Source organism: Rhodobacter capsulatus (assembly GCF_005144475.1).
Classification (GTDB): Bacteria; Pseudomonadota; Alphaproteobacteria; order Rhodobacterales; family Rhodobacteraceae; genus Rhodobacter; species Rhodobacter capsulatus_C.
The window spans coordinates 13,676-39,160 of sequence record NZ_SWJZ01000072.1; the positions used below are offsets into that span (position 1 = coordinate 13,676).

The window sequence follows — 25,485 nt, forward strand, 5'->3', positions numbered from 1 at the left end:
CTGTCAGACCCCGACCTCCGGGCCGGGGCAGTTGAGCGGGGCGGCGCTGGTGTCAAGCGAGACGAGGGGGGCGCCGTCGCGCTTGCCCTCGAACCAGGCAACAAGCGCGTTGCCCTGCAGATGGAAGGTCCAGCATTGCAGGCCCACATCGGCATTGTGGTAATCGAAGCAGATCTGCTCGCCCTGCTGGAACCAGTCGCCTTCCTCGCAATCGCCCGCCGCAAAGGCCCAGACGACCTTGCGGCCGGGGCGGTATTCCTCGATGCCGTAGGTGGTGTCGCCCGCGGAATAGGTGATCGTCTTGCCCAGCGTCAGCGCGTCGAATTGCGCGGCGGTGAGCGGCGGGCCGATGTCCTCGGCCAGCGCGGCAAGCGGGACGAGGGCGAGGGCAAGCGAAACGAGAACTGGGCGCATCGGGGTCTCCCTTTGCGCCCAGCTTGCCGGATCGGGGCAGGCGTGGGAAGCCACGCCTGCGTGATTTTTCAGGCCTCGGCCTTTTCCCGTTCCGCCGGGGCGGCGGCGGCGGGCGCAACCTGCGGGGCAGCGGCCGCGGCGGGGGCGGTCTCGGCGGGGGCGGCCTCGGCCGGTTCGGCGTCGGTCAGCACCAGAGGCGTCTCGCCGTCCGTCGCCGCCGGAGCGGGCGCGGCGGCCGCCTTCGGCTTCGGCTCGCTGTAGACGCTTTCGCCCTTGCGCACGGCCAGAACGCGGTGATCCATCAGCTTGGCGAATTGCGAGGGCACCAGCGCCAGCATCGCCATCACCGGCAGGCTGTGCGGCAGGATCGGGCGGCCCGGCGCCTTCAGATCGCCCAGTTGCAGCGCCGGATAGGGGCGCGCGGGATGGGCGTGGTGATCGGAATGGCGCGGCGCGTTCAGCATCATCAGCGCCGAGCCGGTCTCGATCGCGTCCCAGCTGTGCGCGGCCGTCACCGGTTCATATTCGCCCGGCGCGGTTTCCTGCCGCACGAGGCCGTAATGCTGCACGTAATCCGACAGCATCAGCTGCGCCTGGGTCAGCGCGCAGAGGAACAGGAAGCTGGCAAACCCGGCCGAGCCGAACAGAAGCCCGGCGCCGATCACGAACCACAGCCCGCCCAGAACATAGGTGGCATAGGGGTTGATGCGGTTGAGCCGTTCCCGCAGCGTCGGCTTGCCCGGATTGGCCTTCACCCGCGCGTCGATGATCGCCTTTTCCTTGGCGTAACCGGCCTTGAACGATTCCGACCAGCTGCGCGAGGCGTAAGTCCAGTAGCTTTCGCCCAGCGTCGCCGTGGCCGGATCGGCGGGCGTCGCCACCGAGACATGGTGCACCAGCCGATGCGCCGAAACATGGTGGCCGTAAAGCAGCGAGATATAGACCCACTTGCCGAGGTTGAACAATTTGCGGTCGGCGCGGTGGATCAGCTCATGCGCGTTCGCGTTCGAGACCTGCCCGAACCAGAGCGCGGCGGCGATCATCAGGCCAAGCGTGCCCATCGTCGAGATGCCCGCAAACCCCGCGAGCGAGGCGACGACGATCGGCAGCAGCACGAAATGGGTGATGGCGAGCGCCGACGACAGCTTGTCGGCTTTCGGGAAGGCGGCGCCCTCGGGGGCGTCGGGGGTGGGCTTGGGCGCGCGGCGGTCGAGCACGAAGATGCCGACCGTGATCCAGGCGATGGCCAGCCAGGAGAAGACGCCTCCGAACAGTGCGCCGAGGAAGATCAGCGGCACGGGGGTGAAGGCGAAGAGAGCGAAAGTGTCCACGTCGGGGGTTTCGCGGCCGATCTTGCGCAGGCTGCGCAGGGCGACCATGAATTTCGCGAAGGACAGTTCAGCGGGCTTTTCAGTCATGATGCGGTTTACTCCGGCATGAGATGGCTCCGACTTGAGCGCGCACTTTAGACGGCTTTGCGGAAACCGCAGGGCGACGACTTGCCGCAAGGCCGGATTTTCGCGCAAACGCCCGCAGGCGGGTGGATTTTGCGCGCAGGAACCGCGGATTGGCGGGCGCTGTGGCGATGCGCCGCCTTTGCCCGGCGGCGGCGGGAGGCGGAAAACCGCCGGCGGGTCCGGGGGCCGCGCGGCCGGGCGAGTCGCGCCTTGGCCCTGCCGCGCGGGGGAAAGGCGCCGATCCGGGCTTCTCCCTTCCCTCTTGCCCCCCGATCCGGTAGGGATTTGCAAAACGGAGGCTCCGATGTCGTTCTTCAACAAGCTGAAGTCCCGGCTGACCCGCTCGTCCTCGAAGATCGAGGAAGGGCTTGACGCGATCATCGCCGAGGCCCCGGACACCACGCCGGAGGCGGAAACCGAAGCTGTGGCCGAAGCCCCTGTCGCGCCGGTGGCGGCGCCGGAGCCTGTGGCCGTGCCGGAGCCCGCGCCCGCGCCCGTGCCGGAGCCTGCGCCTGTGGCAGAGCCCGAGCCTGTGGCTGAACCGGAGCCTGTAGCTGTGGTGGAGCCCGAGCCTGTGGCTGAACCGGAGCCTGTAGCTGTGGTGGAGCCGGAGCCTGCGCCCGTGGCGGAACCGGAGCCGGTGGCGGACCCCGAACCCGCGGCGGAGCCCGAGCCTGCCAAACGCGGGTTCTTCGGGCGTCTGCTGGGGCGCGGCGGCAGCGGGTCTGAGCCGGAGCCCGAACACGAGCACGAACCCGAAGCGGAAACCGAACCTGCGGTGGTGGCGTCCGCGGTGGCCTCTGCCGCGGCGGCGGGGCATCCGGGTCTGCTCGGCCGTCTGGTCAGCCGTCCCGACGTGCCGCGCCGGGTGCTCGATGATGCGATGCTCGAAAGCATCGAGGATCTGCTGATCGGCGCCGACATGGGCGTGGATACGGCGCTTCGGGTGACGGCGAACCTGGCCGAGGGGCGGATGGGGCGCAAGCTTTCCGTGCCCGAGCTGAAGGACATCCTGGCCGCCGAAGTGGCGCGGATCATGGAGCCGGTGGCGCGGCCGATGCCGCTTTATGCGCGCCGCCCGCAGGTGGTGCTGGTGGTGGGCGTGAACGGCTCGGGCAAGACCACGACGATCGGCAAGCTGGCGTCGCAGTTTCGTGCGGCGGGCAAGTCGGTGATCATCGCGGCGGGCGACACCTTCCGCGCCGCGGCGGTCGAGCAGCTGAAGGTCTGGGGCACCCGCGCCGGGGTGCCGGTGATGACCGCGCCCGAGGGGGCGGACCCGGCCTCGCTGGCCTTTGACGCGCTCAATCGCGCGACGGCCGAGGGGGTGGATCTGTTGATGATCGACACCGCCGGGCGGTTGCAGAACCGCACCGACCTGATGGAGGAGCTGGCGAAGATCGTGCGGGTGATCCGCAAGATCGACGAGTCCGCGCCGCATAACACACTTTTGGTGCTGGATGCGACGACCGGGCAGAATGCGCTGATGCAGGTCGAGGTGTTCCGCAAGATTTCCGATGTCTCGGGGCTGGTGATGACGAAGCTGGACGGCACGGCGAAGGGCGGCGTGCTGGTGGCGCTGGCCGACAAGTTCGGCCTGCCGATCCATGCGATCGGCGTGGGCGAGCAGATCGACGATCTGTCGCCCTTCGATCCGGAGGAATTCGCCGCCGCGCTGGTGGGGATCGACCAGGACTGACGCCGGGAAGACGGGGGCCGGTTGCGCCTTCGTTGGGCGGGCAAGCCCGCCGCGCCTCAGGCGCTTCGGGGGGCGCTGCCCCCCGTTTTGCGCTGCCGCGCAAACCCCCCGGCGTTTCGCCCAAGGAAAAGCGGGAGTTCTGCGACTTGCAGAACACAATCCCGTCAGGAATCCGCGCCGGGCGACGAAAACCCCTGTCCTTGCGCCCATCCTTGCCTATTTATCGGGCGCGGGTCGCCCGATGGGAGAGGTGTCCGGAGCGCGGGCAGCCGCGGAGGGGGAGAGATGGCAGAACGCAAACCGATACCGCCGGGACTGAAGCTCGCGCTTGATTTCGGCCCGCTTGTGGTTTTCTTCGCGGCGTTCTTCCTGCTGCGCGACCATCCCCTGACGCTGGGCGGCGAGACCTATGGCGGTTTCGTTCTGGCCACGGCAGTCTTCGTGCCGGTGCTGATCGCCTCGATGGCGGTGCTGTGGCGGCTCTCGGGCCATCTGGCGCCGATGCAGGTGGCGACGCTGGTGCTGGTCACCGTTTTCGGCGGGCTTTCGGTCTGGTTCAACGATCCGCGCTTCTTCAAGATGAAACCGACGCTGATCTATCTGCTGTTCGCGGCGCTTCTGGGCTTCGGGCTGGTCCGCGGCAAGCCCTGGCTGCAGCTGGTGATGGACGGCGCGATCCCGATGCGGACCGAGGGCTGGACGATCCTGACCCGGCGGCTGGTGGCGTTTTTCCTGTTCCTCGCCGTCGCCAACGAGGTGATCTGGCGCAATTTCTCGGATGCGACCTGGGTCAATTTCAAGACCTTCGGGCTGACCATCCTGCTGATGGGCTTCTTCGTGGCGCAAAGCCGCCTGTTTGCCCGCTTCGCCCCCGAGGAGGGCGGCAAGCCCGAAAGCTGAGCCGGGCAAAATAGGCGCAACTTTAGCTGGTCGGCGAATGGCCGCAATCCTGCCCTGTTTCGGCAGCAGCCTGCGGGCATCACGGCCGGATCGTCCGGCCGCGCTGAACAGGAGCCAGACATGTCCACCGTCACCGCCAATGCCTCCGAACCCTCCTCTGAAGTCGGCTTTCACAACGAACCGCTGGCGCTTTTGCTGGTCGTGCTCTTCGGGCCGGTGGGGCTGCTTTACACCTCGGTCCGCGGCGGGGTGGCGCTGATCCTGGTGGCGCTGGTCGGCGCGATCTTCACCATGGGCGTCGCGCCGCTTGCGGTCTGGCCGGTCTGCATCCTTTGGGTGCTGGCGGCCGGGATGATGCGCCGCGCCTGAGCCCTCAGAGCTTCGCGAAGCGGCGCCCGATCCGCGCCGCTTCCTCGGCCAGGCCCCAGGGCGGGTTCAGCACCACCATGCCCGAGCCGATCATCCCGTGGCCTTCGCGCGCCGGCGGGAACCGCACCTCCGAGAGCAGCGCCTCGGGATGATCCGCCACCAGCCCGCGCACCATTGCGCGTTGCGCCGGGGCCACCGCCACATGCGGCGCGAGGATCGGATACCAGAGCGCGATGACGCCGACATTCCACTTCCGCGCCAGCTGGCCCACAAGCTTCGGCACGGTTTCGTAATCCGATTTCACCTCCCACGAGGGATCGATCAGCAGGACCCCGCGGCGCGGTGTCGGCGGGCACATCGCCAGCGCCATCTGCAGCCCGTCCTTTTGATGGAAGATGCCGCCATGCGCCGCCATCGCCACCTTCAGCGCGGCGAATTCCTGCGGATGCAATTCGCACAGCTGCAGCGAATCCACCGGCCGCAGCAGCGTCGCCGCCAGCAGCGGCGAGCCCGGATAGGCCGCGCGCCCCTGCGCCTTGCGCACCGCGGCAAGCGCCCGCATGTAGGGATGATCGGCGGCAAACCAGCGCTCGGCTTCGGCGCGCGCGATCCCCGCCGCCGCCTCGCCCGTCTTCGCCGCCTCGGCCCCGTCAAGCGCATAAAGCCCGCGCCCGGAATGGGTTTCCATGTAGCTGAGCGGCTTGTCCTTGCGCGTCATGTAGTCGAGCAGCGCCGCCAGCAGCGCATGCTTGTGCACATCGGCCAGATTCCCGGCATGATAGGCATGTTGATAAGACAGCATCAAAGCCTCCCTTTGCGCCTTCCTGACCTGACCGGGCCCGGGGCGCAAGCGCCGCCTGTTCACCTTGGTCGAAATATCCCGGGGGGAATTGGCCGCAGGCCAAGGGGGGCAGCGCCCCCGCCTCCTCGCAAAAGAAAACGGCGGCGCTCAGGGAGGAGGAGAGAGCGCCGCCGCGATAACCTCGGCCCAGGGAGGAGGAGAGGGCCTCGGGTATTCCGGTGCCACCCGGGAGGAGGTGGGCAGCACCATTCCGCCGCCCAGGGAGGAGGAGAGGGCGGGCAGGATCAGGTCGAAGACCGGCGGCCTCTGGGAGGAGGACGAGGCCGCCGTCTTCTATCGAAGCCCCAGGGAGGAGGAGAGGGGCTTGATCCGGTGTCCGGCAGATGGGGCCGGTATGGGGTGGCGGCATCCTCAGGGAGGAGGAGAGAGGATGCCGCCGATCTCCGAGACCCAGGGAGGAGGAGAGGGTCTCCGGAAGTCTGTTCTACTTGCCGTAGGCCGCTTCCAGCGCGATGCGGGTCAGCATCGAGCGGTGCATGCCAAGATCGTTCAGCTCGCGGTTCGACAGCGAGCGCAGTTCCGCCAGCGTCTGGCGATAGACCTTGCGGCGGGCCAAGGCCTCGCGGATCGAGGCCAGAAGATTGGAAAAACCGCTCTCGGTCGTCCGGATGTCGCTGACCAGTGCCATCGGTCGTGTTCTTTCGTTCGTGTCGTCTTGGGGTTTAGCTTCGGACCGTCCGGCTGTCGCTGTGGTGCACCGTCGCTGTTGGGGCTAACATGGCCCGATTGCTGCGGCTGCACAATGGGCGGCGGGGGCAATGCTGCCTTGCGGAAAATGCATAACGGATTCTGACCTGAATCCGCCTCCAAACTGGATTAATTCCACATTGGACCGCGCAAATATCGTGCAAATCTTGCTTGGCCCGGGGGCGCCCCCTTGCAGCCCGCGACAAATGCGCCACAGTCCCCGGCAAATCGACAGGAGAGAGCCATGACGCTTACGAAGGAATCGGTGCTGGAGGCGCTGCGCAAGACCGCCTTGCCGGGGGGCGGGGATGCGGTCGGCCGCAATCTGGTGCATGCGCTGGCGGTCGAATCGGGGGTTGTGCGCTTCGTGCTGGAGGGCGCGCCCGAGGCGGAGCTGCTGGCGCTGCGGCCGGTGCTCGAAGGGGCGGTGCGGGCGCTGCCGGGGGTCAAGAGCCTGTCGGTGGTGATCCCGGCCGGGCCGTCGAAGGCGCCGGGCGGCGGGGTGAAGATCGGCGGCCACGCCAAGCCGCAAGATGGCCCCCTGCCGGTGCCGGGCGTCGCGCATGTGATCGCGGTGGGCTCGGGCAAGGGGGGCGTGGGCAAATCCACCGTCGCCTCGAACCTGGCCGTGGCTTTGGCGCGGGCGGGCAAGCGGGTGGGGCTGCTTGACGCCGATCTTTACGGGCCGAGCCAGCCGCGGATGATGGGGACGACGGAAAAGCCCGCCTCGCCCGACGGGCAGACGATCCTGCCCGTGCGCGCGCATGGGGTGGTGCTGATGTCGCTCGGGCTGATGCTGCGCGAGGACGAGGCGGTGATCTGGCGCGGTCCGATGCTGATGGGGGCGCTGCAACAGATGCTCGGTCAGGTGAAATGGGACCATTTCGGGCCGCTCGATGTGCTGGTGATCGACCTGCCGCCCGGCACCGGGGATATTCAGCTCAGCCTGTGCCAAAAGACGGTGCTCGACGGGGCGGTGATCGTGTCGACGCCGCAGGACATCGCGCTTCTGGATGCGAAGAAGGCGCTCGACATGTTTTCGAAGCTGAAGCTGCCGGTTCTGGGGCTGATCGAGAACATGTCGACCTATGTCTGCCCGAACTGCGGCCACGAGGCGCATCTGTTCGGCCATGGCGGGGTGGAACACGAGGCGGCGCGGCTCGGTCTGCCGTTCCTCGGCGCCTTGCCGCTGGCGCTTGAAGTGCGCGAGGCGGGGGATGCGGGCCGTCCCGTGGCCCTGGGCACGGGCGCGGCGGCCGAGGCCTATGCGGCGATCGCGGCGCAGCTGATCGCGGCGGGCGTGGCCTGATTTCGCCGCGCTTGCGCGCGGCGACCCGCGGGGGGGCTCCGCCCCGTCGTCCATTGGTTCTTGAACCAATGGCGCACCAATGGACGACCCCCGAGGTATTTGAGGCAAGATGAAAGGGCAGTCGCAGGGCTGCCCTTTGGCGTTGCGGAGTTTGGGGTCTTGGGTGGGAAATCATGGGACGGATTGGGCGGGCGGGGGTCGCCGCCCGAATCACCTGCCCGTGTTCGGCCGTGATCGGGGCGTTCTTCGGGGGTGCTGCCCGGGATTTCGCGGGTTTCGGCCGGTTGCGCGGGAATTTGCCCCACCGGACGGGATGGCGGATCTGTCACAGAGGTGTTGCCTAGATGTTGTGGTTGATCTGGATCAATCCCGCTACAGCTTTGCCTTTGCTATAAAAGTTATCCACAAGCTGTTGAGTTTTCATCGCTTTCCGCGCCACGTGCCGGACAGGAATTCCATCGCTTCCCAAAATATCCCTTGAAATCCCACCCCAGACCATGGCATCACTGCCTCACGGAAGACGGGCAAGAGGCAGCAAGACCTCAACGGCGCAAAGACCGAAAGTTTCATACAGGCACCCGCTTCACGAAAGAGAGATCCGGCGCGCGAGCGAGCAGACATCCCCCAGGTGGCGCGCGCAGACCGGACAGCCCAGAGATGGGACGAGGGCGGCGGATCGAGCAGTGGCAGCAGCTCGGTCCGCCGTTTTCCTTCAAGACCACCGACGGGGACGCGGACAGGAGTTGCCGCCTTGGCGGGCATGTTCATCGGCGAATACACCTTCAAGGTGGACAGCAAGGGTCGCGTGTCGATCCCGGCGCTGTTTCGTCGTGAGCTGGAGGAAGGCGATCCCGAAGCCGCCGTGACGAAGCGCCCGCGTCTGGTCATCGTCTACGGTGCCGACACCCAGAAAATGCTGCAGGTTCATTCCTTTGCGGGCTTCCAGAAGCTGGCTGCCGCGATCAACGCGCGCCCCTACAGCGATCCGAGCCGCGCCATCCTGCAACGCTTCGTGCTGAACAAGGCGCATCCGACCGAGATCGATCCCGATGGCCGTCTGGTCCTGCCCGCCACGCTGCGCGAGCGCTTCCAGCTGACCGGCGACGCCTATTTCGCCGGCATGGGCGAGACCTTCGAGATCTGGAACCCCGACACCTTCGCCGCCGTCGATCAGGCGCGGCTGGAAAAACTGATGGCCGAGATGGGCGCCGATTTCGACCCGCTCAGCCTGCTCAACGGGGGCTGAGATGGACCGACCCGACACCCCGCACATTCCCGTTCTGCTGCGACCGCTCCTTCAGGCGGTCGCGCCTGTCTTGGGGACATGGCTTGACGGCACCTTCGGGGCGGGGGGCTATGCGCGCGGCCTGCTGGCGGCGGGGGCGGCGCGCGTCATCGGCATCGACCGCGATCCGCTGGCCTTCGAGATGGCGGCGCCCTGGCGGGGCGAGTTCGGCGAGCGGCTGGTGCTGGTCGAGAACACCTTTTCCAACCTGGATGCCGTCGCTGCCGAGATCGCGCCCGAGGGGCTGGACGGGGTCGTTCTGGATCTCGGCGTCTCCTCGATGCAGCTTGATCAGGCCGAGCGCGGCTTTTCCTTTCTGCGCGACGGGCCCTTGGACATGCGGATGTCGCAATCCGGGCCCTCTGCCGCCGATCTGGTGAACGAGGCCGACGAGGCGGCGCTGGCCGACATCCTTTATCATTACGGCGAGGAACGCGCCTCGCGCCGGATCGCGCGGGCCATCGTCGAGGCCCGCAAGGCCGCGCCTTACGAGAGCACGAAGCAGCTGGTGGCGACGATCGAGCGCTGCCTGCCGCGGCCGAAACCGGGCCAAAGCCACCCCGCCACGCGCAGCTTTCAGGCGCTGCGCATCGCGGTGAACGACGAATTCGGCCAGCTGATCGAGGGGCTCGAAGCCGCCGAACGGGCGCTGAAACCGGGCGGCAAGCTGGCGGTCGTCACCTTCCATTCGCTCGAAGACCGGGTGGTGAAGCGGTTCTTTCTGGCGCGCTCGGGCCGGGCGCCCGGGGGGTCGCGCTATGCGCCCGAGACCGCCCCCGAGGCGGCGGCCTTCGATCTTGTGACCCGAAAAGGGGTCGGACCGGACGAAATCGAGCTTGCAGAGAACCCGCGGGCACGCTCTGCTATTATGCGCATCGGTGCGCGCACCGATTCCCCTGCCGGTAGAGCTGATCGTGCCAGCCTTGGCCTGCCGGCCCCCCTTTTCGAAACCGACCGCAGCCGGGGCCGCCCCAGATGAAGACCATCTCGTATATCCTTGTTTCGCTTTGTGTTCTTGGTCTTGCCTTCTGGGCTTATCACGTCAATTACGCGACCCAGGACCGCGAACAGGAACTGCGCGCGCTGAATGCCGAGATCGCCGATCTGCAGGAAGGGCTGAGCGTGCTGCGCGCCGAATGGGCCTATCTCAACCGCCCCGAGCGGCTGCGCGAGCTGGTGAACCTGAATTTCGCCTCGCTTGGCCTGTTGCCGATGACCCCCGATCAGTTCGGCACCGCCGCGATGGTCGCCTATCCCGCGCCCGAGGGCACCGATCCGCTGGCGATCGATCAGGCCGTCGCGCAGGCGATCGAAGTTTCCGCGCCGCCGACCGATGACGAAAGCTCCCGCATCGCCGAGGAGGCCGCGCAATGAGCCCGCGCACCCCGCTGCGCCCGCTGGCGCGGATCCTGGACGCCCGCGCCCGCGGCGAAAACCCCGACCTGATCGAGCGCGCCAATATCCGCGCCCGCGGCGAGGCGGGGCGGGAAGCCGCGCGCGCCCGCGTCGCCTGGCGCATCGGGCTGGTGATCGGGATCTTCTGCGTCTGTTTCGGCGCGGTGGGGGTGCGGATGGGCACGCTGGCCGCCTCGACCCCCGAAGAGCCGCAACGGGCCGACACCGCCCCGGCGATCCTGGCGCAGCGCGCCGACATCACCGACCGCGAGGGCCGGGTGCTGGCGACGAACCTTGTGACGCACGCGCTTTATGCGCAGCCGCCGATGATGGTCGATCCGGTCGGCACGGCGCGGAAACTGGCGAAGATCTTCCCCGATCTGGATGCGAAACGGCTGGCCGCCGATTTCACCGGCCCGCGCAAATTCGTCTGGATCAAGAAGAAGATCTCGCCCGAGCAGCTGCAGCAGGTGCATGACATCGGCGAGCCGGGGCTTTTGTTCGGCCCGCGCGAGATGCGGCTTTATCCGAACGGGCGGCTGGCGGCGCATGTGCTGGGCGGGGCGCGCTTTGGCAACGAGGGCGTGGACAGCGCCGAGATCATCGGCACGGCGGGGGTCGAAAAGGCCTTTGACAGCTGGCTGCGAGATCCCGACAACAACGGTGCGCCGCTGAAGCTTTCGATCGATCTGACGGTGCAGCAGGCGGTCGAGGAAATCCTGGTCGGCGGCATGAAGCTGATGAATGCCAAGGGCGCCACCGCGGTGGTGATGGATGTGCACACGGGCGAGATCGTCGCGCTGGCCTCCTTGCCCGATTTCGACCCCAATGACCGCCCGGCGCCGCTGGCCAAGGGCGATGCCAGTGACAGCCCGCTTTTCAACCGGGCGGTGCAGGGGGTTTACGAACTCGGCTCGACCTTCAAGATCTTTGCCGTGGCGCAGGCGCTGGAACTGGGGCTGGTGAACCCGACGACGATGCTGGACACGAAATCGCCGATGGTCTGGGGCCGGTTCCGGATCCGCGATTTCCACAATTACGGCCCGGCGCTGTCGATCACCGATATCGTCGTCGAAAGCTCGAACGTCGGCACGGCGCGGATCGCGCTTCTGATCGGCGGGCAGCGGCAGAAGGAATTTCTGGAAAGCCTGGGCTTCATGGCGCCGACGCCGGTCGAGCTGTCCGAGGCGCCCTCGGGGCGGCCGCTCGTGCCCGCGAAGTGGTCCGAGATCACCTCGATGACGGTGGGCTATGGCCACGGGCTGGCGGCCTCGCCGCTGCATCTGGCGGCGGCCTATGCGACGATCGCCAATGGCGGTTACAAGGTCCGGCCGACGCTGGTGCATGCGCCCGCGCGCGAACGGGGGCCGCAGGTGATGTCGACCGAAGCGGCGCGCAAGTCGCTGGCGATGATGCGGGCGGTGGTGACGCGCGGCACGGCCTCTTTCGCCGATGTGAAGGGCTATGAGGTCGCGGGCAAGACCGGCACCGCCGACAAGGTGAAGCCGGGCGGCGGCTATTACGACAACAAGGTGATTGCCACTTTCGCCTCGGCCTTTCCGGCCTCGGACCCGAAATACGTGCTGGTGCTGAGCCTGGACGAACCGTCGTCCTTTGCGGCGAACGAGACGCGGCGGACGGCGGGCTGGACCGCGGTGCCGGTCGCGGCCGAGGTGATCCGCCGCATCGCGCCGATCCTGGGCCTGCGTCCGGCCGACAGCGTGCCCGAGGTGCTGGACGGGATCCAGCTGGTGAAGGCCGCGAAAGGGCATTGAGGGCAGAGCGGGGCGCTGCCCCGCACCCCGGCGTATTTGCACCAGGAGAAGCATCGGGGAGAAACACGGGGTCGGGCCACAGGGTCCGGCCCTTTGCTTTGGCGGGCTTGCGGGGCGAAGGGCTTCGGGCTATTTGAGTTATAGTATAACGTAACTCAGATGGACGGCCATGACCCTTTCCCCCACCGATCCCCGCCTTCCGGTCACCGTGCTTTCGGGCTTTCTGGGCGCGGGCAAGACCACGCTTCTGAACCATGTGCTGAACAACCGCGCCGGGCGTCGCGTCGCGGTGATCGTCAACGACATGTCCGAGGTGAACATCGATGCCGATCTGATCCGCGAGGGCACCGAATTGAACCGCGCCGAGGAGGCGCTGGTCGAAATGACCAACGGCTGCATCTGCTGCACGCTGCGCGACGATCTGCTGAAAGGCGTGCGGGCTCTGGCCGAGGCCGGGCGGTTCGACTATCTGCTGATCGAGGGCACGGGCATTGCCGAACCCTTGCCCGTCGCCACCACCTTCGATTTCCGCGACGAGCGCGGCGCGAGCCTGTCCGACATCGCGCGGCTCGATTGCATGGTCACCGTGGTCGATACGATCAACCTGACGCAGGATTTTTCCGGCAACGACTTTCTGGCCGATCGCGGCGAAAGCCTGGGCGAGGAGGACGCGCGCACGCTGGTCACGCTTCTGACCGAGCAGATCGAATTTGCCGATGTGGTGGTGCTGAACAAGGTCAGCGATGCCGGGCCGGAAAAGCTGCAACTGGCGCGGCAGATCGTCAAGGCGCTGAACCCCGATGCGCGGCTGATCGAGACCGATTTCGGCCAGGTTCCGGCCGAGGCGATCTTTGACACCGGGCTGTTCGATTTCGCCCGCGCCGCCGAACATCCGCTGTGGGCGAAAGAGCTTTACGGTTTCGCCAACCACACCCCCGAAACCGAGGAATACGGGATTTCGAGCTTCGTCTATCACGCCCGCGCGCCGTTTGATCCGGGCCGGATCGAGGCCGCTTTGGGCGGCGCGTTGCCGGGCGTGATTCGCGCCAAGGGGCATTTCTGGCTGGCGACGCGGCCCGATTGGGCGGTCGAATTCAGCCTGGCGGGGGCTTCGGCCCGGGTCACGCCCTTGGGGCGCTGGTGGGCCTCGGTCCCGCCCGAGCGGCTGCCCGCGCATCCCGATGCGCAGCGCGAGATCGCGCGGCACTGGGCCGAGCCCTGGGGCGACCGGCGCCAGGAAATCGTCTTCATCGGCGTCGATCTGGACCGCGACACGATCTGCGCCCGGCTGAATGCGGCGCTGGTTCCGGCCGAGGATTTCACCCCCGAGGCCTGGGCCGGTCTGCCCGATCCTTTCCCGCGCTGGGGGCAGGGGGCATGAGGCGCAATCTGGCGACGCCGCTGCGCCGCCGGGTCCGGTCGGACCCGATGGCGGCCTTTGACCGGCTGCCGCCGCCCGCGCGGACCTGGGCACATCAGGCCGTGCTGCCCTGGTCGGCGGCCTCGGTGGCGCGGATCTGGGCGCGGGCGCTGGCGGAAACCGGCTGCCCCGAGGCGGCTTTGGACCGCCTGCATCTGGCCGAGGCGCGGACGCTGGCCCGCGAGCCGTCGCTCAGCGCGAAAACTTGACGGCGACGGAAAAGGCGTAGCTCGGTTTTGCCAGCTCCGCGGGGGCGGCGGGGAATCTCCCCGCCTTCTGCACCGCCGCCAGCGCCGCCGCATCCAGCGCCGGATGACCCGAGGAGCGGTTCACCGCGGCCGAGAGCAGCGTGCCGTCGCGGGTGACCCGCAGCGCCAGCCCGACCGAGCCCGCCGCCCGTCCCGCCGCGGCGGGATAGCTCTTTCGCCGCTCGATCCGGGTGCGGATCGTCGCGCCCCATTTCGAGAGCAGGCTTTTCGTCGTGCCCGCCGAGACCGTCGCCTGTGCATCGGCCCCGCCCGTGCCCGCCTGCGCCCCTGCGCCCGATCCCGCCGCGCGCGAGGCGGCGCGGCTCTCGCTGCGTTCGGGCGCGGGTTTCGCCTGTTTCGGCTTTTCCACCCGCGGCCGCGGCTCGGGTTTCGGCTTGGGCGGTGGGGGCTTGGGCTTGTCTTCGGCGCGTTTCGGCGGCGTGATCTTCGGGGGCTCGGGCGGCAAAAGCACCGGATCGGGCAGCCGCACTTCGGGAATGTCGATCACCGGCGCGGTCAGCGGCAGGGTCATTTCCGGCTCGGGCAGGGTGATCTGCGGCGCCAGATCGACGAAGGTCGCGGCGATCGCGTCAAGGCTGTCGAGATCCTCGCCGCCCGCCCCCGCCGCCACCAGCGCCGCGGGCGCGGCCTCGGTCTGTGACAGCACGGAAACCGCCACGGCATGCAGCGCCACCGAAAGCGCCAGCCCCCACAGAAGCGCCCGGCCGGGCGCCTCGGGCGGATCGGCGAGCGCGAGGCTCATGGGGTCGCCTCCTCCAGACCGACAAGGCCGATCTTCAGATAGCCGCCCGCGCGGAGCTGGTTCAAAAGCCCCATCATCTCGCCGTAAGGCACGGATTTGTCGGCGGAAATGAAGATGCGCGTGGCCAGATCGCCCTTTGTCGCCTCGGCCAGCCTTGCAGGCAGATCGGTGGGGGTGACCGGATCGCGGCCCAGCATCAACCCCTTGTCGGCACTGAGCGACAGCACGACTGGTTCGGGTGGGCGCGGCTGCGGCCTGCCCGAGGCCACCGGCAGATCCAGCGGCACATCGACGGTCGACAGCGGGGCTGCGACCATGAAGATGATCAAAAGCACCAGCATCACATCGATGAAGGGGGTGATGTTGATCGCGGCTTCGGGCGTCAGATCCTCGCCGTCGGAGAGCCGGACCGCCATTATTCCGCCACCAGATGCAGCGGCGTCACCGAGGGCGCCAGCCGCGCCCGGTCCAGATCGCGCGAGAGCGTGCGTTCGACCAGCGCCGCCGCATCGGTCAGCGCGGCGCGGTAGCCGCCGACGGCGCGGGTCAGGTGGTTGTAAAGCAGCACCGCCGGGATCGCCGCCACCAGGCCGAGCGCGGTGGCCATCAGCGCCTCGGCGATGCCGGGGGCGACGACGGCGAGGTTCGACGAGCCGCTTTCGGCAATGCCGACAAAGGCGTTCATGATCCCCCAGACGGTGCCGAACAGCCCGACGAAGGGCGCGGTCGAGCCGATCGAGCCCAAGGCCGTCACCCCCGATTGCATCGCCCGCGCCGCCCCGGCCTCGATCCGGGTCAGATCAAGCGCGACGCGCTCCTTGATGCCCGCATCCGGCAACCCCGCCGAGGCGCGGATTTCCGAACTTGCCGCCGCCTGCATACGCGCCACGATCCCGCCGCTCAGCGCCGCGCCAAGCGTGCCGCGCGCCGCCAGCACCCGGTAATCGCGTGCCAGACGGCGGTGCGACAGGGTCAGCTGCACCAGCTTGCCCGCCCAGATCGCCCAGGCCAGCACCGAGGCCGCAAGCAGCCCCAGCATCACGCCCTGCACCAGAATATCGGCATGGGCGAACATCGCCATCGGGGTCAGCGCGTCGGACCCGGCGGCGGTGCGCAGGGCTTCGGCCAGGGACGAGAGCCCGACACGGTCGAGAAACAGGATCAGCGCGTCATTGGCGGGCGCAGGCATGACGGGGGGCATGGCAGACCTCGGGAGCGTTCAGAGCGGGAAAGGGGCGGCTGGCGGAGGGCTGGCTTTGTCCCCTCCTGCGCTTGTTGAGTGAACTTGTCAAGTAATTGGCCTCCGCGCCGGGCCATCCGGGCGCGGCGGAGTGCACGCGGAGTGCAGGCGGGGGCGGGGGCGGGGACGCAACGGGTCGGGCGGGGCGACAGCGGCATCGGCGAACCTTGTTCGGTCGGGCGAAACCGCCCGGCGGGTGGGATGTCGCGGAAAGCCGGGGCGTTCCGCAGACGGCGGGCCACCTCTGCGGAACGGGCCGCTTCCGCGGCGCCCCTCGCGCCCCGGAAAGGGTGAATGTCCAAGCAGGTCTCCTGGCTCGCGGGTCTTGGCGGCGTCGGCCTTCCCGGGCGGGCCCAGTGGCATGTCGACGTCGCTCGCCGCTCACAGTTGCGGGGGCAGCCGCGGTCTGGGCTCGGGGGCCGTTCCGCGTTCCCTTTCAATCCGGCCCGCAGGCCGGAACTTGGACGCGAAAAGCCAAATCCAATTCGCCCGCCGCGTCAAGCCGGAACTGCGACCTGCGGTTGTGGGCCCGCGTCGGGTCAGCCGCGGGGAAGCGGGGGCGTGCGCAGGATGCAAGGGATGCGGAAATGCGCGGGGCTGGCCGGGCCGCCCTCGATCAGCGCGAAGACCTTGGCGATCATCCCGTCCACGTCCTGCTCGATCATGCCAACATTGTCAGGCAGTTGCGCGGCGAAAGCGTCATAGTCGAAACAGCCGTAGCGCATCCGCCCGGCGTGATCGGGCACGGCGCGGTTGAGCCAGCACACCACCCCTTCAAGGCTGATCGTCGAGTTCACGAACAGCCCCGGCGGCAGCGCCCCCGCCCGCGCATCCAGCGCCCGTTCCGCCTTGTCGGGCGAATAGCCGCAGGCCAGGATCGCATCCTCGGGCAGGGGCAGGCCGCGTTCGGCATGGGCGGCGCGAAAGCCGCCGATCCGCTCGGCGGTGTTGTGATCCGCGGCCCGCCCGCCGATGAACAGAAGCGGCCCGGTATAGCCCAGATCGTCGCGGCAGCGGTCAAGGATCAGATGCGTCAGCGTCTTTGCCCCGGCAAAGTTGTCCGAGGTGACCGAGGCCGCCTTCGATCCCGGCAGGTCGAGGTTGAGCACCCGCACCCCGGCCGCGGCGCACAGATCGGCGATCCGGTCCGGGTCGGTGGCGCCATTCGCCACCAGACAATCGACCTGATAGGACAAAAGCGCCCGGGCGGCCTCGAATTCCAGCGCCGGGTCGCGCTGCGTGCAGGTCATCACCGGAAACATCCCATGCGCGCGCGCCACCGCCTCGAAGCGCTCGGCCATCGCGCCGAAATAGCGGTTGTCATATTTCGGCACGATCATGCCGACGATGTTCGAGCGGTCCCGCCGCAGCAGGCTGGCCTGATAATTCACCGCATAGCCCTGTTCGCCCGCCAGCGCGGTGATCCGCTCGGCCAGCTTTTCGCTGATCCGCCGCTTCTTCCAGGACCCGTTCAGCACCGCGCTGACCGCGCTGGGCGAAGTCCCCGCCAGTTCGGCCAGGTCATAGATCGTCGGGCGCTTGCGGCCGGGGCCAGGGGTGTCGGTCATGCTTTTCCGTCTGCTGTCATCTTCCATCTTGACGTGAATCGAAACCGGATGCAATTCTGCTTCATCGATTGAGCAAGCTTGCACAACCGATGAAGCAAGCGAGGCGGGGGCGAGGAGGCGGCGCAACCGGGTCGTGTCGGCAGTGCCGGACGGGCTTTCGGGTCCGGTCGGGCGGCGGACGGGACCGGGGCCAAGACCGGGCCGGGCCTTGCGGATCATCCAGAGGAGGAGACCAGGATGAACAAGACGATTTCGCTGGCGGGGGCTTCGGTTCTTGTCGCGGCTTTCTTCGGCGCCGCGGCGAGCGCGCAGGAAGCGGCCACGGTGGCCTTCCTGATGCCCGACCAGGCCTCGACCCGCTACGAGCAGCACGATTTCCCCGGCTTCAAGGCGGCGATGGACAAGCTGTGCGCCGAGTGCACGGTGATCTATCAAAACGCCAATGCCGATGTGGCGCTGCAACAGCAGCAGTTCAATTCGGTGATCGCGCAAGGCGCCAAGGTGATCGTGCTTGATCCGGTCGACAGCGCCGCCGCCGCGGGTCTGGTGGAAATCGCGCAGTCGCAGGGCGTCAAGGTCATCGCCTATGACCGTCCGATCCCGGCGAAACCGGCCGATTACTACGTGTCCTTCGACAATGAGGGGATCGGCTATGCGATCGCGAAATCGCTGGTCGAGCACATGAAGGCCTCGGGCGTCCCGGACGGCGCGGGCGTGCTGGAAATCAACGGCTCGCCCACCGATGCGGCCGCCGGTCTGATCCGCGACGGCATCCACCGCGCGCTGGAGGAATCGCCCTACACCAAGCTTTCCGAATTCGACACGCCGGATTGGGCGCCGCCGAAGGCGCAGGAATGGACCGCCGGGCAGATCACCCGCTTTGGCGATCAGATCAAGGGCATCGTCGCGGCCAATGACGGCACCGGCGGCGGCGCGATTGCCGCGCTGAAAGCGGCGGGCGCCGATCCGATGCCGCCGGTCACCGGCAACGACGCCACCATCGCGGCGCTGCAGCTGATCATTGCGGGCGATCAGTACAACACGATTTCGAAACCCTCTGAAATCGTTGCCGAAGCCGCCGCGAATGTCGCCGTGACCTTCCTCAAGGGCGAAACGCCGGCGCCGAAGACCACGCTGTACGACACCCCTTCGGAGCTGTTCGTTCCGGCCGTGGTGACGCGCGAGAACATCAAGGCCGAGATCTTCGACAAGGGCATCCAGACCGCCGCCGAGATCTGCACCGGCGACTATGCCGAGGGCTGCAAGGCGCTGGGCATCGAGTAAGATCCGGGCATCGCGTAAGCTGTGACCGACGGGCGCAGGCGGGCGACTGCCTGCGCCGCACTGGGGAGGAGAGCCTGATGGCTGTGAATGATGCTTCGCTTGCGCCCGCGCGCGAGCCGATCCTGCGGCTGCGCGGGATCACCAAGACCTTCGGCGCCGTGTCGGCGCTGAGCGACATCGACCTTGACGTCCATGCGGGCGAGGTGGTGGCGCTGGTGGGCGACAATGGCGCGGGCAAAAGCACGCTGATCAAGATCCTGGCGGGGGTGTTTCAGCCCACGTCGGGGACGATCGAATTCATGGGGCGTCCGGCCAGCATCGACAGCCCCTCGGCGGCGCTGACCTTGGGCATTTCCACCGTCTTTCAGGATCTGTCGCTGTGCGAAAACCTGGATGTGGTGGCGAACCTGTTCCTTGGACAGGAGCTCTCGCCTTGGGCGCTGGATGAAGTGCAGATGGAGGTCCGCGCCTGGCAATTGCTGGGTGAGTTGGCCGCCCGCATCCCTTCGGTGCGCGAACCCATCGCCTCGCTTTCGGGCGGGCAGCGGCAGACCGTCGCCATCGCGCGCTCGCTGCTCTTGGAGCCGAAGATCGTCATGCTGGATGAACCCACCGCCGCGCTGGGGGTGGCCCAGACCGCCGAGGTGCTGAACCTGATCGAGCGGCTGCGCGATCGCGGCTATGGCGTGATCCTGATTTCCCACAACATGGACAACGTCCGCGCGGTGTCGGACCGCATCGCGGTGCTGCGGCTGGGGCGCAACAACGGCACCTTCTCCAAGGATGCCACGCGCGAGCAGATCGTCGCCGCGATCATGGGGGCCGATGACAATGTCGCCGCCCGCCGAGATGCCATCGAAAGAACAAGGGCCCAGCAATGAGCATGAAACCCGACACCTCGCCCATCGCCTATGACCGCGCCGATGCGCGGGTGCGGGCCGATACCGGGCTGGCCGGTGCGGCGCGCGCCTTTCTCGACCGCATCCGCTCGGGCGATCTCGGCATCCTGCCCGTCGTGGTGGGGCTGATCCTGATTTCGGTGGTCTTTTCCACCCTGAACCCGGTCTTCCTGCTGCCCAACAACCTGGTCAACCTGCTGTTCGATGCCGCCGCGGTGGGCTTCATCTCGCTCGGCATCGTGCTGATCCTGCTTCTGGGGGAAATCGACCTGTCCGTCGGTTCGATGAGCGGGCTGGCCTCGGCCTTGGTCGGCGTGTTGTGGGTCAACATGGGGGTGCCCTTGCCGCTGGCCATTCTGGCGGCGCTTTCGGCCGGGGCGGCGATGGGGGCGATCTATGCGACGCTGCTCAATCGCTTCACCATGCCCAGCTTCGTCTCGACGCTTTCGGGTCTGCTCGCGCTTTTGGGGATGCAGCTTTACATCCTCGGGCCGACCGGCTCGATCAACCTGCCGTATTCGTCTTTCCTGGTCCGCTTCGGACAGATCCTGATCATGCCGGACTGGATGTCCTACGGCCTCGCCCTTGTTCCGGGGCTGGGCATCCTGTGGTTCGGCTTCCGGCAGATGAAGGCGCGGGCGGCGGCGAACCTGTCGCATGCCTCCGCCAGCGTCGTTCTGGTCAAGGCGGGGGCGGTCACCCTGCTTCTGGAAGGCGCGGTCGCCTATCTGAACCTGGGCCGCGGCGTGCCCTTCATGTTCGTCGTCTTCGTCCTTTGCGTCGCCGCGATGCAATATGCGCTGACCCGCACGAAATGGGGCCGCTCGATGTTCGCCGTCGGCGGCAATATCGAGGCGGCGCGGCGCGCCGGCATCAAGGTGAAACGCATCCGCCTGACCGCCTTCATGCTGGGGTCGTCGCTCGCCGCTTTGGGCGGGGTCTTTTCCGCCGCGCGTCTGGCCACGGCCAGCCAGCAGGCGGGCACGGGCGACGTGAACCTCAACGCCATCGCGGCGGCGGTCATCGGCGGCACCTCGCTTTTCGGCGGGCGCGGCTCGGCCTGGGCGGCGCTTCTGGGCGTTCTGGTGATCCAGTCGATCTCGAACGGCCTGACCCTTCTCAATCTCAGCTCGTCGCTGCGTTACATGATCACCGGGGCGGTTCTGGCCGTGGCTGTGATCATCGACTCGCTCGCACGGCAATCGCGCGCCAGCCACGGCCGCGCCTGACAACCGGAGGATATCATGACAAATCTCATGCAGGGCAAAACCGCCGCCATCACCGGCGCCGCCTCGGGCATCGGCCTTGCCTGCGCGAAAATCCTGGTCGAGGAAGGCGCGCAGGTCGTGCTGATCGACCGCGACGAAACGAAACTGGCCGCCGCCTGCGCGGAAATCGGCCCCGGCGCGCATCCGCTGTCGCTGGATCTGTTCGACGGCAAGGCGGTCTCGGGGATGCTTCCGGCGATCCGCGATCTGGTCGGCGATCTGGACATCTTCCACGCCAATGCGGGCGCCTATGTCGGCGGTCCCGCGGCCGAGGGCGACCCGGATGTCTGGGACAAGGTGCTCAATCTGAACATCAACGCCGCCTTCCGCACGGTGAACGCGGTGCTGCCGCATATGATCGAACGCAAGACCGGCGACATCATCTTCACGTCGTCCGTCGCGGGCGTCGTGCCGGTGGTCTGGGAACCCGTCTACACCGCCTCGAAATTCGCGGTGCAGGCGTTTTTGCACGCCACCCGCCGTCAGGTCGCGCCGCATGGCATCCGCATGGGCGCGGTGCTGCCCGGCCCGGTGGTGACGGCGCTTCTGGACGACTGGCCGAAGGCGAAGATGGAGGAAGCCCTGGCGAATGGCTCGCTGATGCAGGCGCGCGAAGTGGCGGAAGCCGTGCTCTTCATGCTCTCGCGCAGCCGCGGCGTCGTCGTGCGCGATCTCGTTTTGCTGCCCAACAGCGTCGATCTTTGACCCCAAGGCCCCAGCCCGGAGGATTTTCCATGTCCGCACCCACTGCCCGCCATCTTGTCGGGGTCGATGTCGGCACCGGCTCTGCCCGCGCCGGGGTCTTCGACCTGACCGGCCGCCTTCTGGGCACCGATCACCACCCGATCACGCTTTACCGCGAGGAAGGCTCGGTCGTCGAACAATCGAGCGCCGAGATCTGGGCGGCGGTGGGCCGCGCGGTGCAGGGCGCGCTGCGGGCGGCGGGGCTGACGGGGGCGGATATCGCGGGCATCGGCTTTGACGCCACCTGCTCGCTCGTGGTGCTGGATCCCGCGGGGCGGCCGTTGCCGGTCGGCCCCTCGAACGATCCCGCGCGCAACGTGATCGTCTGGATGGATCACCGCGCCACGGTTCAGACCGAGCGGATCAACGCGACGAAACACCGGGTGCTGGATTATGTCGGCGGCCGGATCTCGCCCGAGATGGAGACGCCGAAGCTTTTGTGGCTCAAGGAACACCGCCGGACGGAGTTTGACGCCGCCGGGCATTTCTTTGATCTGACCGATTTCCTGACCTGGAAGGCGACCGGCTCGGCGGCGCGCTCGATCTGCACCGTGACCTGCAAATGGACCTACATGGGCCACGAGGGGCGTTGGGACGAAAGCTATTTCCGTCAGATCGGGCTTGCGGACCTGGCCGACGAGGGCTTTGCCCGCATCGGCACCGAGGTCGTGATGCCCGGCACGGCTTTGGGCACCGGTCTGACCGAGGCGGCGGCGCGGGATCTGGGCCTTGTGCCCGGAACACCCGTCGCCGCGGGGCTGATCGATGCCCATGCGGGCGGTGTCGGCACCGTCGGCGCCGCGGGCGAGGGGGGGGCGAGCGCGAACCTCGCTTACGTCTTCGGCACCTCGTCGTGCACCATGACCACCACCGAAGATCCCGTCTTCGTTCCGGGCGTCTGGGGCCCCTATTACTCGGCGATGGTGCCGGGGGCCTGGCTCAACGAGGGCGGTCAGTCTGCCGCCGGGGCTGCGATCGATCAGCTTCTGCGGTTCCATCCCGCCTCTGCCGAGGCGTCGGACGCGGCGTCCCGTGCCGGGCTTTCCCTCCCCGCCTGGCTTGCGAACCGCGCCGAGGCCTTGGCGGGGGCGGGAGGTGACGTGGCCCGTCTGGCGGCGGGGCTGCATGTGGTGCCCGAGTTTCTGGGCAACCGCGCGCCGCATGCCGACCCCTATACCCGCGCGCTGATCGCCGGGCTGGGGATGGAGGACGACCTTGACAGCCTCGTCGCGCTGTACGTCGCGGGGATTTGCGGGCTCGGCTACGGGCTGCGCCAGATCCTTGAGGTGCAGGCGAAACGCGGCGCCACTGTCTCGACCGTCGTGATCAGCGGCGGGGCGGGGCGGTCGGATCTGGTGCGCCAGATCCTTGCCGATGCGACCGGCGTGACGGTGGCCGCGCCCGAGACCGAGGAACCGGTGCTGCTGGGGTCCGCGATCCTTGCCGCGGTGGCCGCGGGGGGGGCGCCCGATGTGGCGACCGGCATGGCGCAGATGTCGAAGATCGCGCGCCGCTACGCGCCGGGGGGCGCAGAGACGCGCGCCTATCACGACGCCCGTTTCGCGCTTTTCGAGAAGTTTCAGGCCCTTGCGCGTGACGCTGCGCTGCGGGAGGCATGATGGACCAGCCCCTGCGCGCGCTGTTGTGGGACATGGACGGCACGCTTCTGGACAGCGAGCCGGTGCATCGCCTGTCTTTCGTCGATGCGGCGCGGGCTTGCGGGCTGGCGCTGCCCGAGGCCTTCCACGAAGGCCTGATCGGTAAAAGCGAGGATGCGATCCATGCGATCCTCGGGGCCGAACACGGGCTCTCGCTGTCCCTTGCGCATTGGTCCGAGCTGCGTTTCGCCGCCTATCTGGCCCGCATCGAGGAGGTGCATCCCTTCAAGATCGCGACCGATCTTTGGGCGCGGGCGCAGGCGGCGGGGCTTTGTCAGGCGATCGTGTCGAACTCGCCCGAGGGGATCGTGCGGGCGAACCTGACCCGGCTGGGTCTGACGCCCGGATCGGTAATGACGGTCAGCCGACAGGATGTCAGCCGCGGCAAGCCCGATCCCGAGCCCTATCTGCGCGCGCTGGCGCGGCTTGGCCTGCCCGCCGCGGCGGTGGCAGTGATCGAGGACAGCGCCGCGGGGCTGGCCGCGGCCCGGGCGGCGGGCCTGACCGTTTACATGATGCCCTGGTTCGAGGGCCCGCCGGGCGATTGGCAGCCCTTCGCGGCGCTGTCGCAACGCCTGCCGGGCTGACGATCTTTCCGGCCCGGCGACGGAATTCCGGCGCTTGCGCGTTCATATTGCAAGATCAGCATGAAAGGGATCTGCGATGAACCGCTTTCTGAAACTTGCCACGATGCTTGCGCTTTGTGGCGCGACCCTGCCCGCGGTTGCGCAGCCGTCGGCCGATCCTGCGGTGGTGCCGGGACAGGCGTTTCTGGCGCAATGGGATCTGGACGGCGACGGTCAGGTGACCCTGGCCGAGGCCCGCAACCATCGCGCCGATATCTTCGTCATGTTCGACAGCGATGGCGACGGCGGCTTCTCGGCCGAGGAGCTGGCGGGGATCGACGATTTCAAACAGGCGCAGCTGGAGGCCGGGATGGGCCCCGGGCATCAGCGCCCCGACGGCATGATGCCGCGCGCCGGCATGGGACGCGGGATGGGGCAAGGCCAAGGTCAGGGCCAAGGTCAGGGCATGGGCCTGGGCATGGGGCAGGGCTTCTTTGCCCCGGCCGCCGATCAGATGCGGGCGCTTGACGGCAATGGCGACGGGCGGGTGACGCAGGCGGAATTTGTCGCGGGCACCGAGCGCTGGTTCGCGCGGCGCGAGCGCACCGGCGACGGCGTGGTGACGCTGGCCGATTTCGGACCGCGCGGCCGCAACTGACCCGGCTCAGCCGACCCCCTGCAGCGCGAGGGCGAGCGCCAGATAGCGCCCGCCCTTGGCCAGGGTGACAAGCAGCACGAACCGCCCGAACGGCGCGCGCATCAGACCCGCCGCCAGCGTCAGCGGATCGCCGATGATCGGCAGCCAGGCGCCCAGAAGGCTCCATTGGCCCCAGCGCGCATACCAGCCCGCCGCCTGATCCAGCCGCGCCACCGGGACCGGAAACCACCGCGCCCCGGCATGGGCGGCGCAAAACCGCCCCAGCGCCCAGTTCAGCACCGAGCCAAGCACATTGCCCAGGGTCGCGACCGCCAGCAGCAGCGCCAGCGGATGCGCGCCCTGCACGATCAGCGCCGCCAGCACCGCCTCGGATTGCGCGGGCACCAGCGTCGCCGCCAGCAGCGCGGCCAGAAAGAGCCCGGTCAGCGCCACGGCGCCGCACGCAGGGCCAGCGTCGCGATCCCCGCCCAGACCGCCAGCCGCAGCGCCATCGCCCAGAGCAGGCGCGGCGCACAGGCCCCGCCTTGCAGCACATGCGCGACAAGCGCGGCAAAGACCACGCCGGTCGAGACGGCGATGGCAAAGGCCAGCCAGCGCGCCCAGACGCCGCCGCGCCACAGCCCGATCCCGGCCGCGACATCGGCAAAGCCCGCGCCGAAGGTGAACCACAGCACGAAGGGCACGATCCCCGCGGTGCCGGTGCCGGTGCCGCCCGGCAGCGCCCCCCCGCCCGCGACAAGCGTGACCAGCCCGAACAGACAGGCGATCAGGGCGGCAAGCGTCAGGGACGGCGGTCGGGTCATCGGCGGCTCCGGGCGGCGGTCCGGCCTTCCTGACAACCCGGGCGCGGTCCCGCAAGCCCCCTTGCGCGCGCGTTTTGGCGCAGCAAGCGCCGCCGCGGCCGGAAGGCCGATGACCGCGGCCCCGCGCCCGGCGCTTCGGGCCTTTGGCGGTTTTCTCCCTTGATCACGGGCGGATTTCCTGTCTTTCCCTGCACCGACCCCGTCCGCAAAGGAG

The 25,485-nt window shown here is 68.3% G+C and carries 27 protein-coding genes and 1 riboswitch; of the genes, 17 read left to right on the forward strand and 10 right to left on the reverse strand.

The window, feature by feature from the left end; all coding sequences use genetic code 11:
- Window positions 1-3 precede the first annotated feature (3 nt).
- Together FBT96_RS15550 and FBT96_RS15555 are read right to left on the reverse strand one after the other, a co-directional pair.
- Window positions 4-414, reverse strand: a complete 411-nt coding sequence (locus tag FBT96_RS15550; protein ID WP_136908202.1) for a hypothetical protein — start codon at window positions 412-414, stop codon at window positions 4-6.
- A gap of 68 nt (window positions 415-482) precedes the next feature.
- Window positions 483-1,832, reverse strand: a complete 1,350-nt coding sequence (locus FBT96_RS15555) for an alkane 1-monooxygenase (RefSeq protein WP_249306519.1) — start codon at window positions 1,830-1,832, stop codon at window positions 483-485.
- 343 nt (window positions 1,833-2,175) lie between these two features.
- Between FBT96_RS15555 and ftsY the strand changes: the two genes are divergently transcribed.
- The 3 genes from ftsY (at window position 2,176) to FBT96_RS15570 (ending at window position 4,839) form a co-directional block, all read left to right on the forward strand.
- Window positions 2,176-3,570: a signal recognition particle-docking protein FtsY gene (ftsY, locus tag FBT96_RS15560; RefSeq protein ID WP_136908204.1), complete on the forward strand. Its 1,395-nt coding sequence runs from the start codon at window positions 2,176-2,178 to the stop codon at window positions 3,568-3,570.
- 285 nt (window positions 3,571-3,855) lie between these two features.
- Window positions 3,856-4,470 carry an inner membrane-spanning protein YciB gene (locus FBT96_RS15565; RefSeq protein ID WP_136908206.1) on the forward strand — a complete coding sequence of 205 codons (615 nt, stop codon included), beginning with the start codon at window positions 3,856-3,858 and terminating at the stop codon, window positions 4,468-4,470.
- Window positions 4,471-4,590: 120 nt separating this feature from the next.
- A complete protein-coding gene (locus FBT96_RS15570; RefSeq protein ID WP_136908208.1) occupies window positions 4,591-4,839 on the forward strand; it encodes a hypothetical protein in 249 nt (82 codons plus the stop codon).
- Window positions 4,840-4,843: 4 nt separating this feature from the next.
- Here the strand turns inward: FBT96_RS15570 and rlmJ are convergent, their stop codons facing one another.
- Both rlmJ and FBT96_RS15580 read right to left on the reverse strand, forming a co-directional pair.
- Window positions 4,844-5,641: a 23S rRNA (adenine(2030)-N(6))-methyltransferase RlmJ gene (gene rlmJ, locus FBT96_RS15575; RefSeq protein ID WP_136908210.1), complete on the reverse strand. Its 798-nt coding sequence runs from the start codon at window positions 5,639-5,641 to the stop codon at window positions 4,844-4,846.
- Between the two features lie 484 nt (window positions 5,642-6,125).
- The gene (locus FBT96_RS15580; RefSeq protein ID WP_169583508.1) at window positions 6,126-6,329 is read right to left on the reverse strand and encodes a DUF1127 domain-containing protein; all 204 of its coding nucleotides are present in this window, start codon (window positions 6,327-6,329) and stop codon (window positions 6,126-6,128) included.
- A gap of 303 nt (window positions 6,330-6,632) precedes the next feature.
- Between FBT96_RS15580 and FBT96_RS15585 the strand changes: the two genes are divergently transcribed.
- The 7 genes from FBT96_RS15585 (at window position 6,633) to FBT96_RS15615 (ending at window position 13,781) form a co-directional block, all read left to right on the forward strand.
- Window positions 6,633-7,697 (forward strand): Mrp/NBP35 family ATP-binding protein, encoded by a 1,065-nt coding sequence (locus FBT96_RS15585; RefSeq protein ID WP_136908212.1) that lies wholly within the window; start codon window positions 6,633-6,635, stop codon window positions 7,695-7,697.
- A gap of 760 nt (window positions 7,698-8,457) precedes the next feature.
- Window positions 8,458-8,943 carry a division/cell wall cluster transcriptional repressor MraZ gene (mraZ, locus tag FBT96_RS15590; protein WP_249306526.1) on the forward strand — a complete coding sequence of 162 codons (486 nt, stop codon included), beginning with the start codon at window positions 8,458-8,460 and terminating at the stop codon, window positions 8,941-8,943.
- A 1-nt stretch (window position 8,944) separates the two neighbouring features.
- A complete protein-coding gene (gene rsmH / locus FBT96_RS15595) occupies window positions 8,945-9,961 on the forward strand; it encodes a 16S rRNA (cytosine(1402)-N(4))-methyltransferase RsmH (protein ID WP_136908216.1) in 1,017 nt (338 codons plus the stop codon).
- Window positions 9,958-10,356: a cell division protein FtsL gene (gene ftsL, locus FBT96_RS15600; RefSeq protein ID WP_136908218.1), complete on the forward strand. Its 399-nt coding sequence runs from the start codon at window positions 9,958-9,960 to the stop codon at window positions 10,354-10,356. The genes rsmH and ftsL overlap by 4 nt, the downstream gene beginning before the upstream one ends.
- Complete coding sequence (locus FBT96_RS15605; protein WP_136908220.1) at window positions 10,353-12,152, forward strand: peptidoglycan D,D-transpeptidase FtsI family protein; 1,800 nt, start codon at window positions 10,353-10,355, stop codon at window positions 12,150-12,152. The genes ftsL and FBT96_RS15605 overlap by 4 nt, the downstream gene beginning before the upstream one ends.
- A gap of 169 nt (window positions 12,153-12,321) precedes the next feature.
- Window positions 12,322-13,533 carry a GTP-binding protein gene (locus FBT96_RS15610; protein WP_136908222.1) on the forward strand — a complete coding sequence of 404 codons (1,212 nt, stop codon included), beginning with the start codon at window positions 12,322-12,324 and terminating at the stop codon, window positions 13,531-13,533.
- On the forward strand, window positions 13,530-13,781 hold the full coding sequence (locus FBT96_RS15615; protein WP_136908224.1) for a DUF6525 family protein: 252 nt from the start codon (window positions 13,530-13,532) through the stop codon (window positions 13,779-13,781). Before FBT96_RS15610 ends, FBT96_RS15615 begins: the two co-directional genes overlap by 4 nt.
- Here FBT96_RS15615 and FBT96_RS15620 read toward each other — a convergent pair.
- From FBT96_RS15620 to FBT96_RS15635, 4 genes are all read right to left on the reverse strand, one after another.
- Entirely contained in the window at window positions 13,765-14,583 is an 819-nt protein-coding gene (locus tag FBT96_RS15620) for a TonB family protein (RefSeq protein WP_136908226.1), read from the reverse strand. The genes FBT96_RS15615 and FBT96_RS15620 overlap by 17 nt on opposite strands.
- Window positions 14,580-14,999: a TonB system transport protein ExbD gene (exbD, locus tag FBT96_RS15625; protein WP_136908228.1), complete on the reverse strand. Its 420-nt coding sequence runs from the start codon at window positions 14,997-14,999 to the stop codon at window positions 14,580-14,582. The genes FBT96_RS15620 and exbD overlap by 4 nt, the downstream gene beginning before the upstream one ends.
- Window positions 14,999-15,784 (reverse strand): tonB-system energizer ExbB, encoded by a 786-nt coding sequence (exbB, locus tag FBT96_RS15630; RefSeq protein ID WP_136908230.1) that lies wholly within the window; start codon window positions 15,782-15,784, stop codon window positions 14,999-15,001. The genes exbD and exbB overlap by 1 nt, the downstream gene beginning before the upstream one ends.
- 323 nt (window positions 15,785-16,107) lie before the next feature.
- Window positions 16,108-16,302, reverse strand: a riboswitch (cobalamin riboswitch).
- A gap of 60 nt (window positions 16,303-16,362) precedes the next feature.
- Complete coding sequence (locus FBT96_RS15635; RefSeq protein WP_136908233.1) at window positions 16,363-17,391, reverse strand: substrate-binding domain-containing protein; 1,029 nt, start codon at window positions 17,389-17,391, stop codon at window positions 16,363-16,365.
- Between the two features lie 237 nt (window positions 17,392-17,628).
- Between FBT96_RS15635 and FBT96_RS15640 the strand changes: the two genes are divergently transcribed.
- The 7 genes from FBT96_RS15640 (at window position 17,629) to FBT96_RS15670 (ending at window position 24,468) form a co-directional block, all read left to right on the forward strand.
- On the forward strand, window positions 17,629-18,675 hold the full coding sequence (locus tag FBT96_RS15640; RefSeq protein ID WP_136908235.1) for a substrate-binding domain-containing protein: 1,047 nt from the start codon (window positions 17,629-17,631) through the stop codon (window positions 18,673-18,675).
- A gap of 77 nt (window positions 18,676-18,752) precedes the next feature.
- Window positions 18,753-19,556, forward strand: a complete 804-nt coding sequence (locus tag FBT96_RS15645; RefSeq protein WP_136908237.1) for an ATP-binding cassette domain-containing protein — start codon at window positions 18,753-18,755, stop codon at window positions 19,554-19,556.
- A complete protein-coding gene (locus FBT96_RS15650) occupies window positions 19,553-20,803 on the forward strand; it encodes a sugar ABC transporter permease (RefSeq protein ID WP_136908239.1) in 1,251 nt (416 codons plus the stop codon). Before FBT96_RS15645 ends, FBT96_RS15650 begins: the two co-directional genes overlap by 4 nt.
- A 15-nt stretch (window positions 20,804-20,818) precedes the next feature.
- On the forward strand, window positions 20,819-21,547 hold the full coding sequence (locus FBT96_RS15655) for an SDR family oxidoreductase (RefSeq protein WP_136908241.1): 729 nt from the start codon (window positions 20,819-20,821) through the stop codon (window positions 21,545-21,547).
- 29 nt (window positions 21,548-21,576) lie between these two features.
- Window positions 21,577-23,205 (forward strand): FGGY-family carbohydrate kinase, encoded by a 1,629-nt coding sequence (locus tag FBT96_RS15660; protein WP_136908243.1) that lies wholly within the window; start codon window positions 21,577-21,579, stop codon window positions 23,203-23,205.
- On the forward strand, window positions 23,205-23,831 hold the full coding sequence (locus FBT96_RS15665; protein WP_169583511.1) for an HAD family hydrolase: 627 nt from the start codon (window positions 23,205-23,207) through the stop codon (window positions 23,829-23,831). Before FBT96_RS15660 ends, FBT96_RS15665 begins: the two co-directional genes overlap by 1 nt.
- Window positions 23,832-23,907: 76 nt before the next feature.
- Entirely contained in the window at window positions 23,908-24,468 is a 561-nt protein-coding gene (locus FBT96_RS15670) for a CREC-EF hand family protein (RefSeq protein ID WP_136908247.1), read from the forward strand.
- 6 nt (window positions 24,469-24,474) lie between these two features.
- On the opposite strand, the gene FBT96_RS15675 is transcribed toward FBT96_RS15670, so the two are convergent.
- Window positions 24,475-24,900, reverse strand: a complete 426-nt coding sequence (locus FBT96_RS15675; protein ID WP_136908249.1) for a YqaA family protein — start codon at window positions 24,898-24,900, stop codon at window positions 24,475-24,477.
- The gene (locus FBT96_RS15680; protein WP_136908251.1) at window positions 24,891-25,271 is read right to left on the reverse strand and encodes a hypothetical protein; all 381 of its coding nucleotides are present in this window, start codon (window positions 25,269-25,271) and stop codon (window positions 24,891-24,893) included. Before FBT96_RS15680 ends, FBT96_RS15675 begins: the two co-directional genes overlap by 10 nt.
- Window positions 25,272-25,485 lie beyond the last annotated feature (214 nt).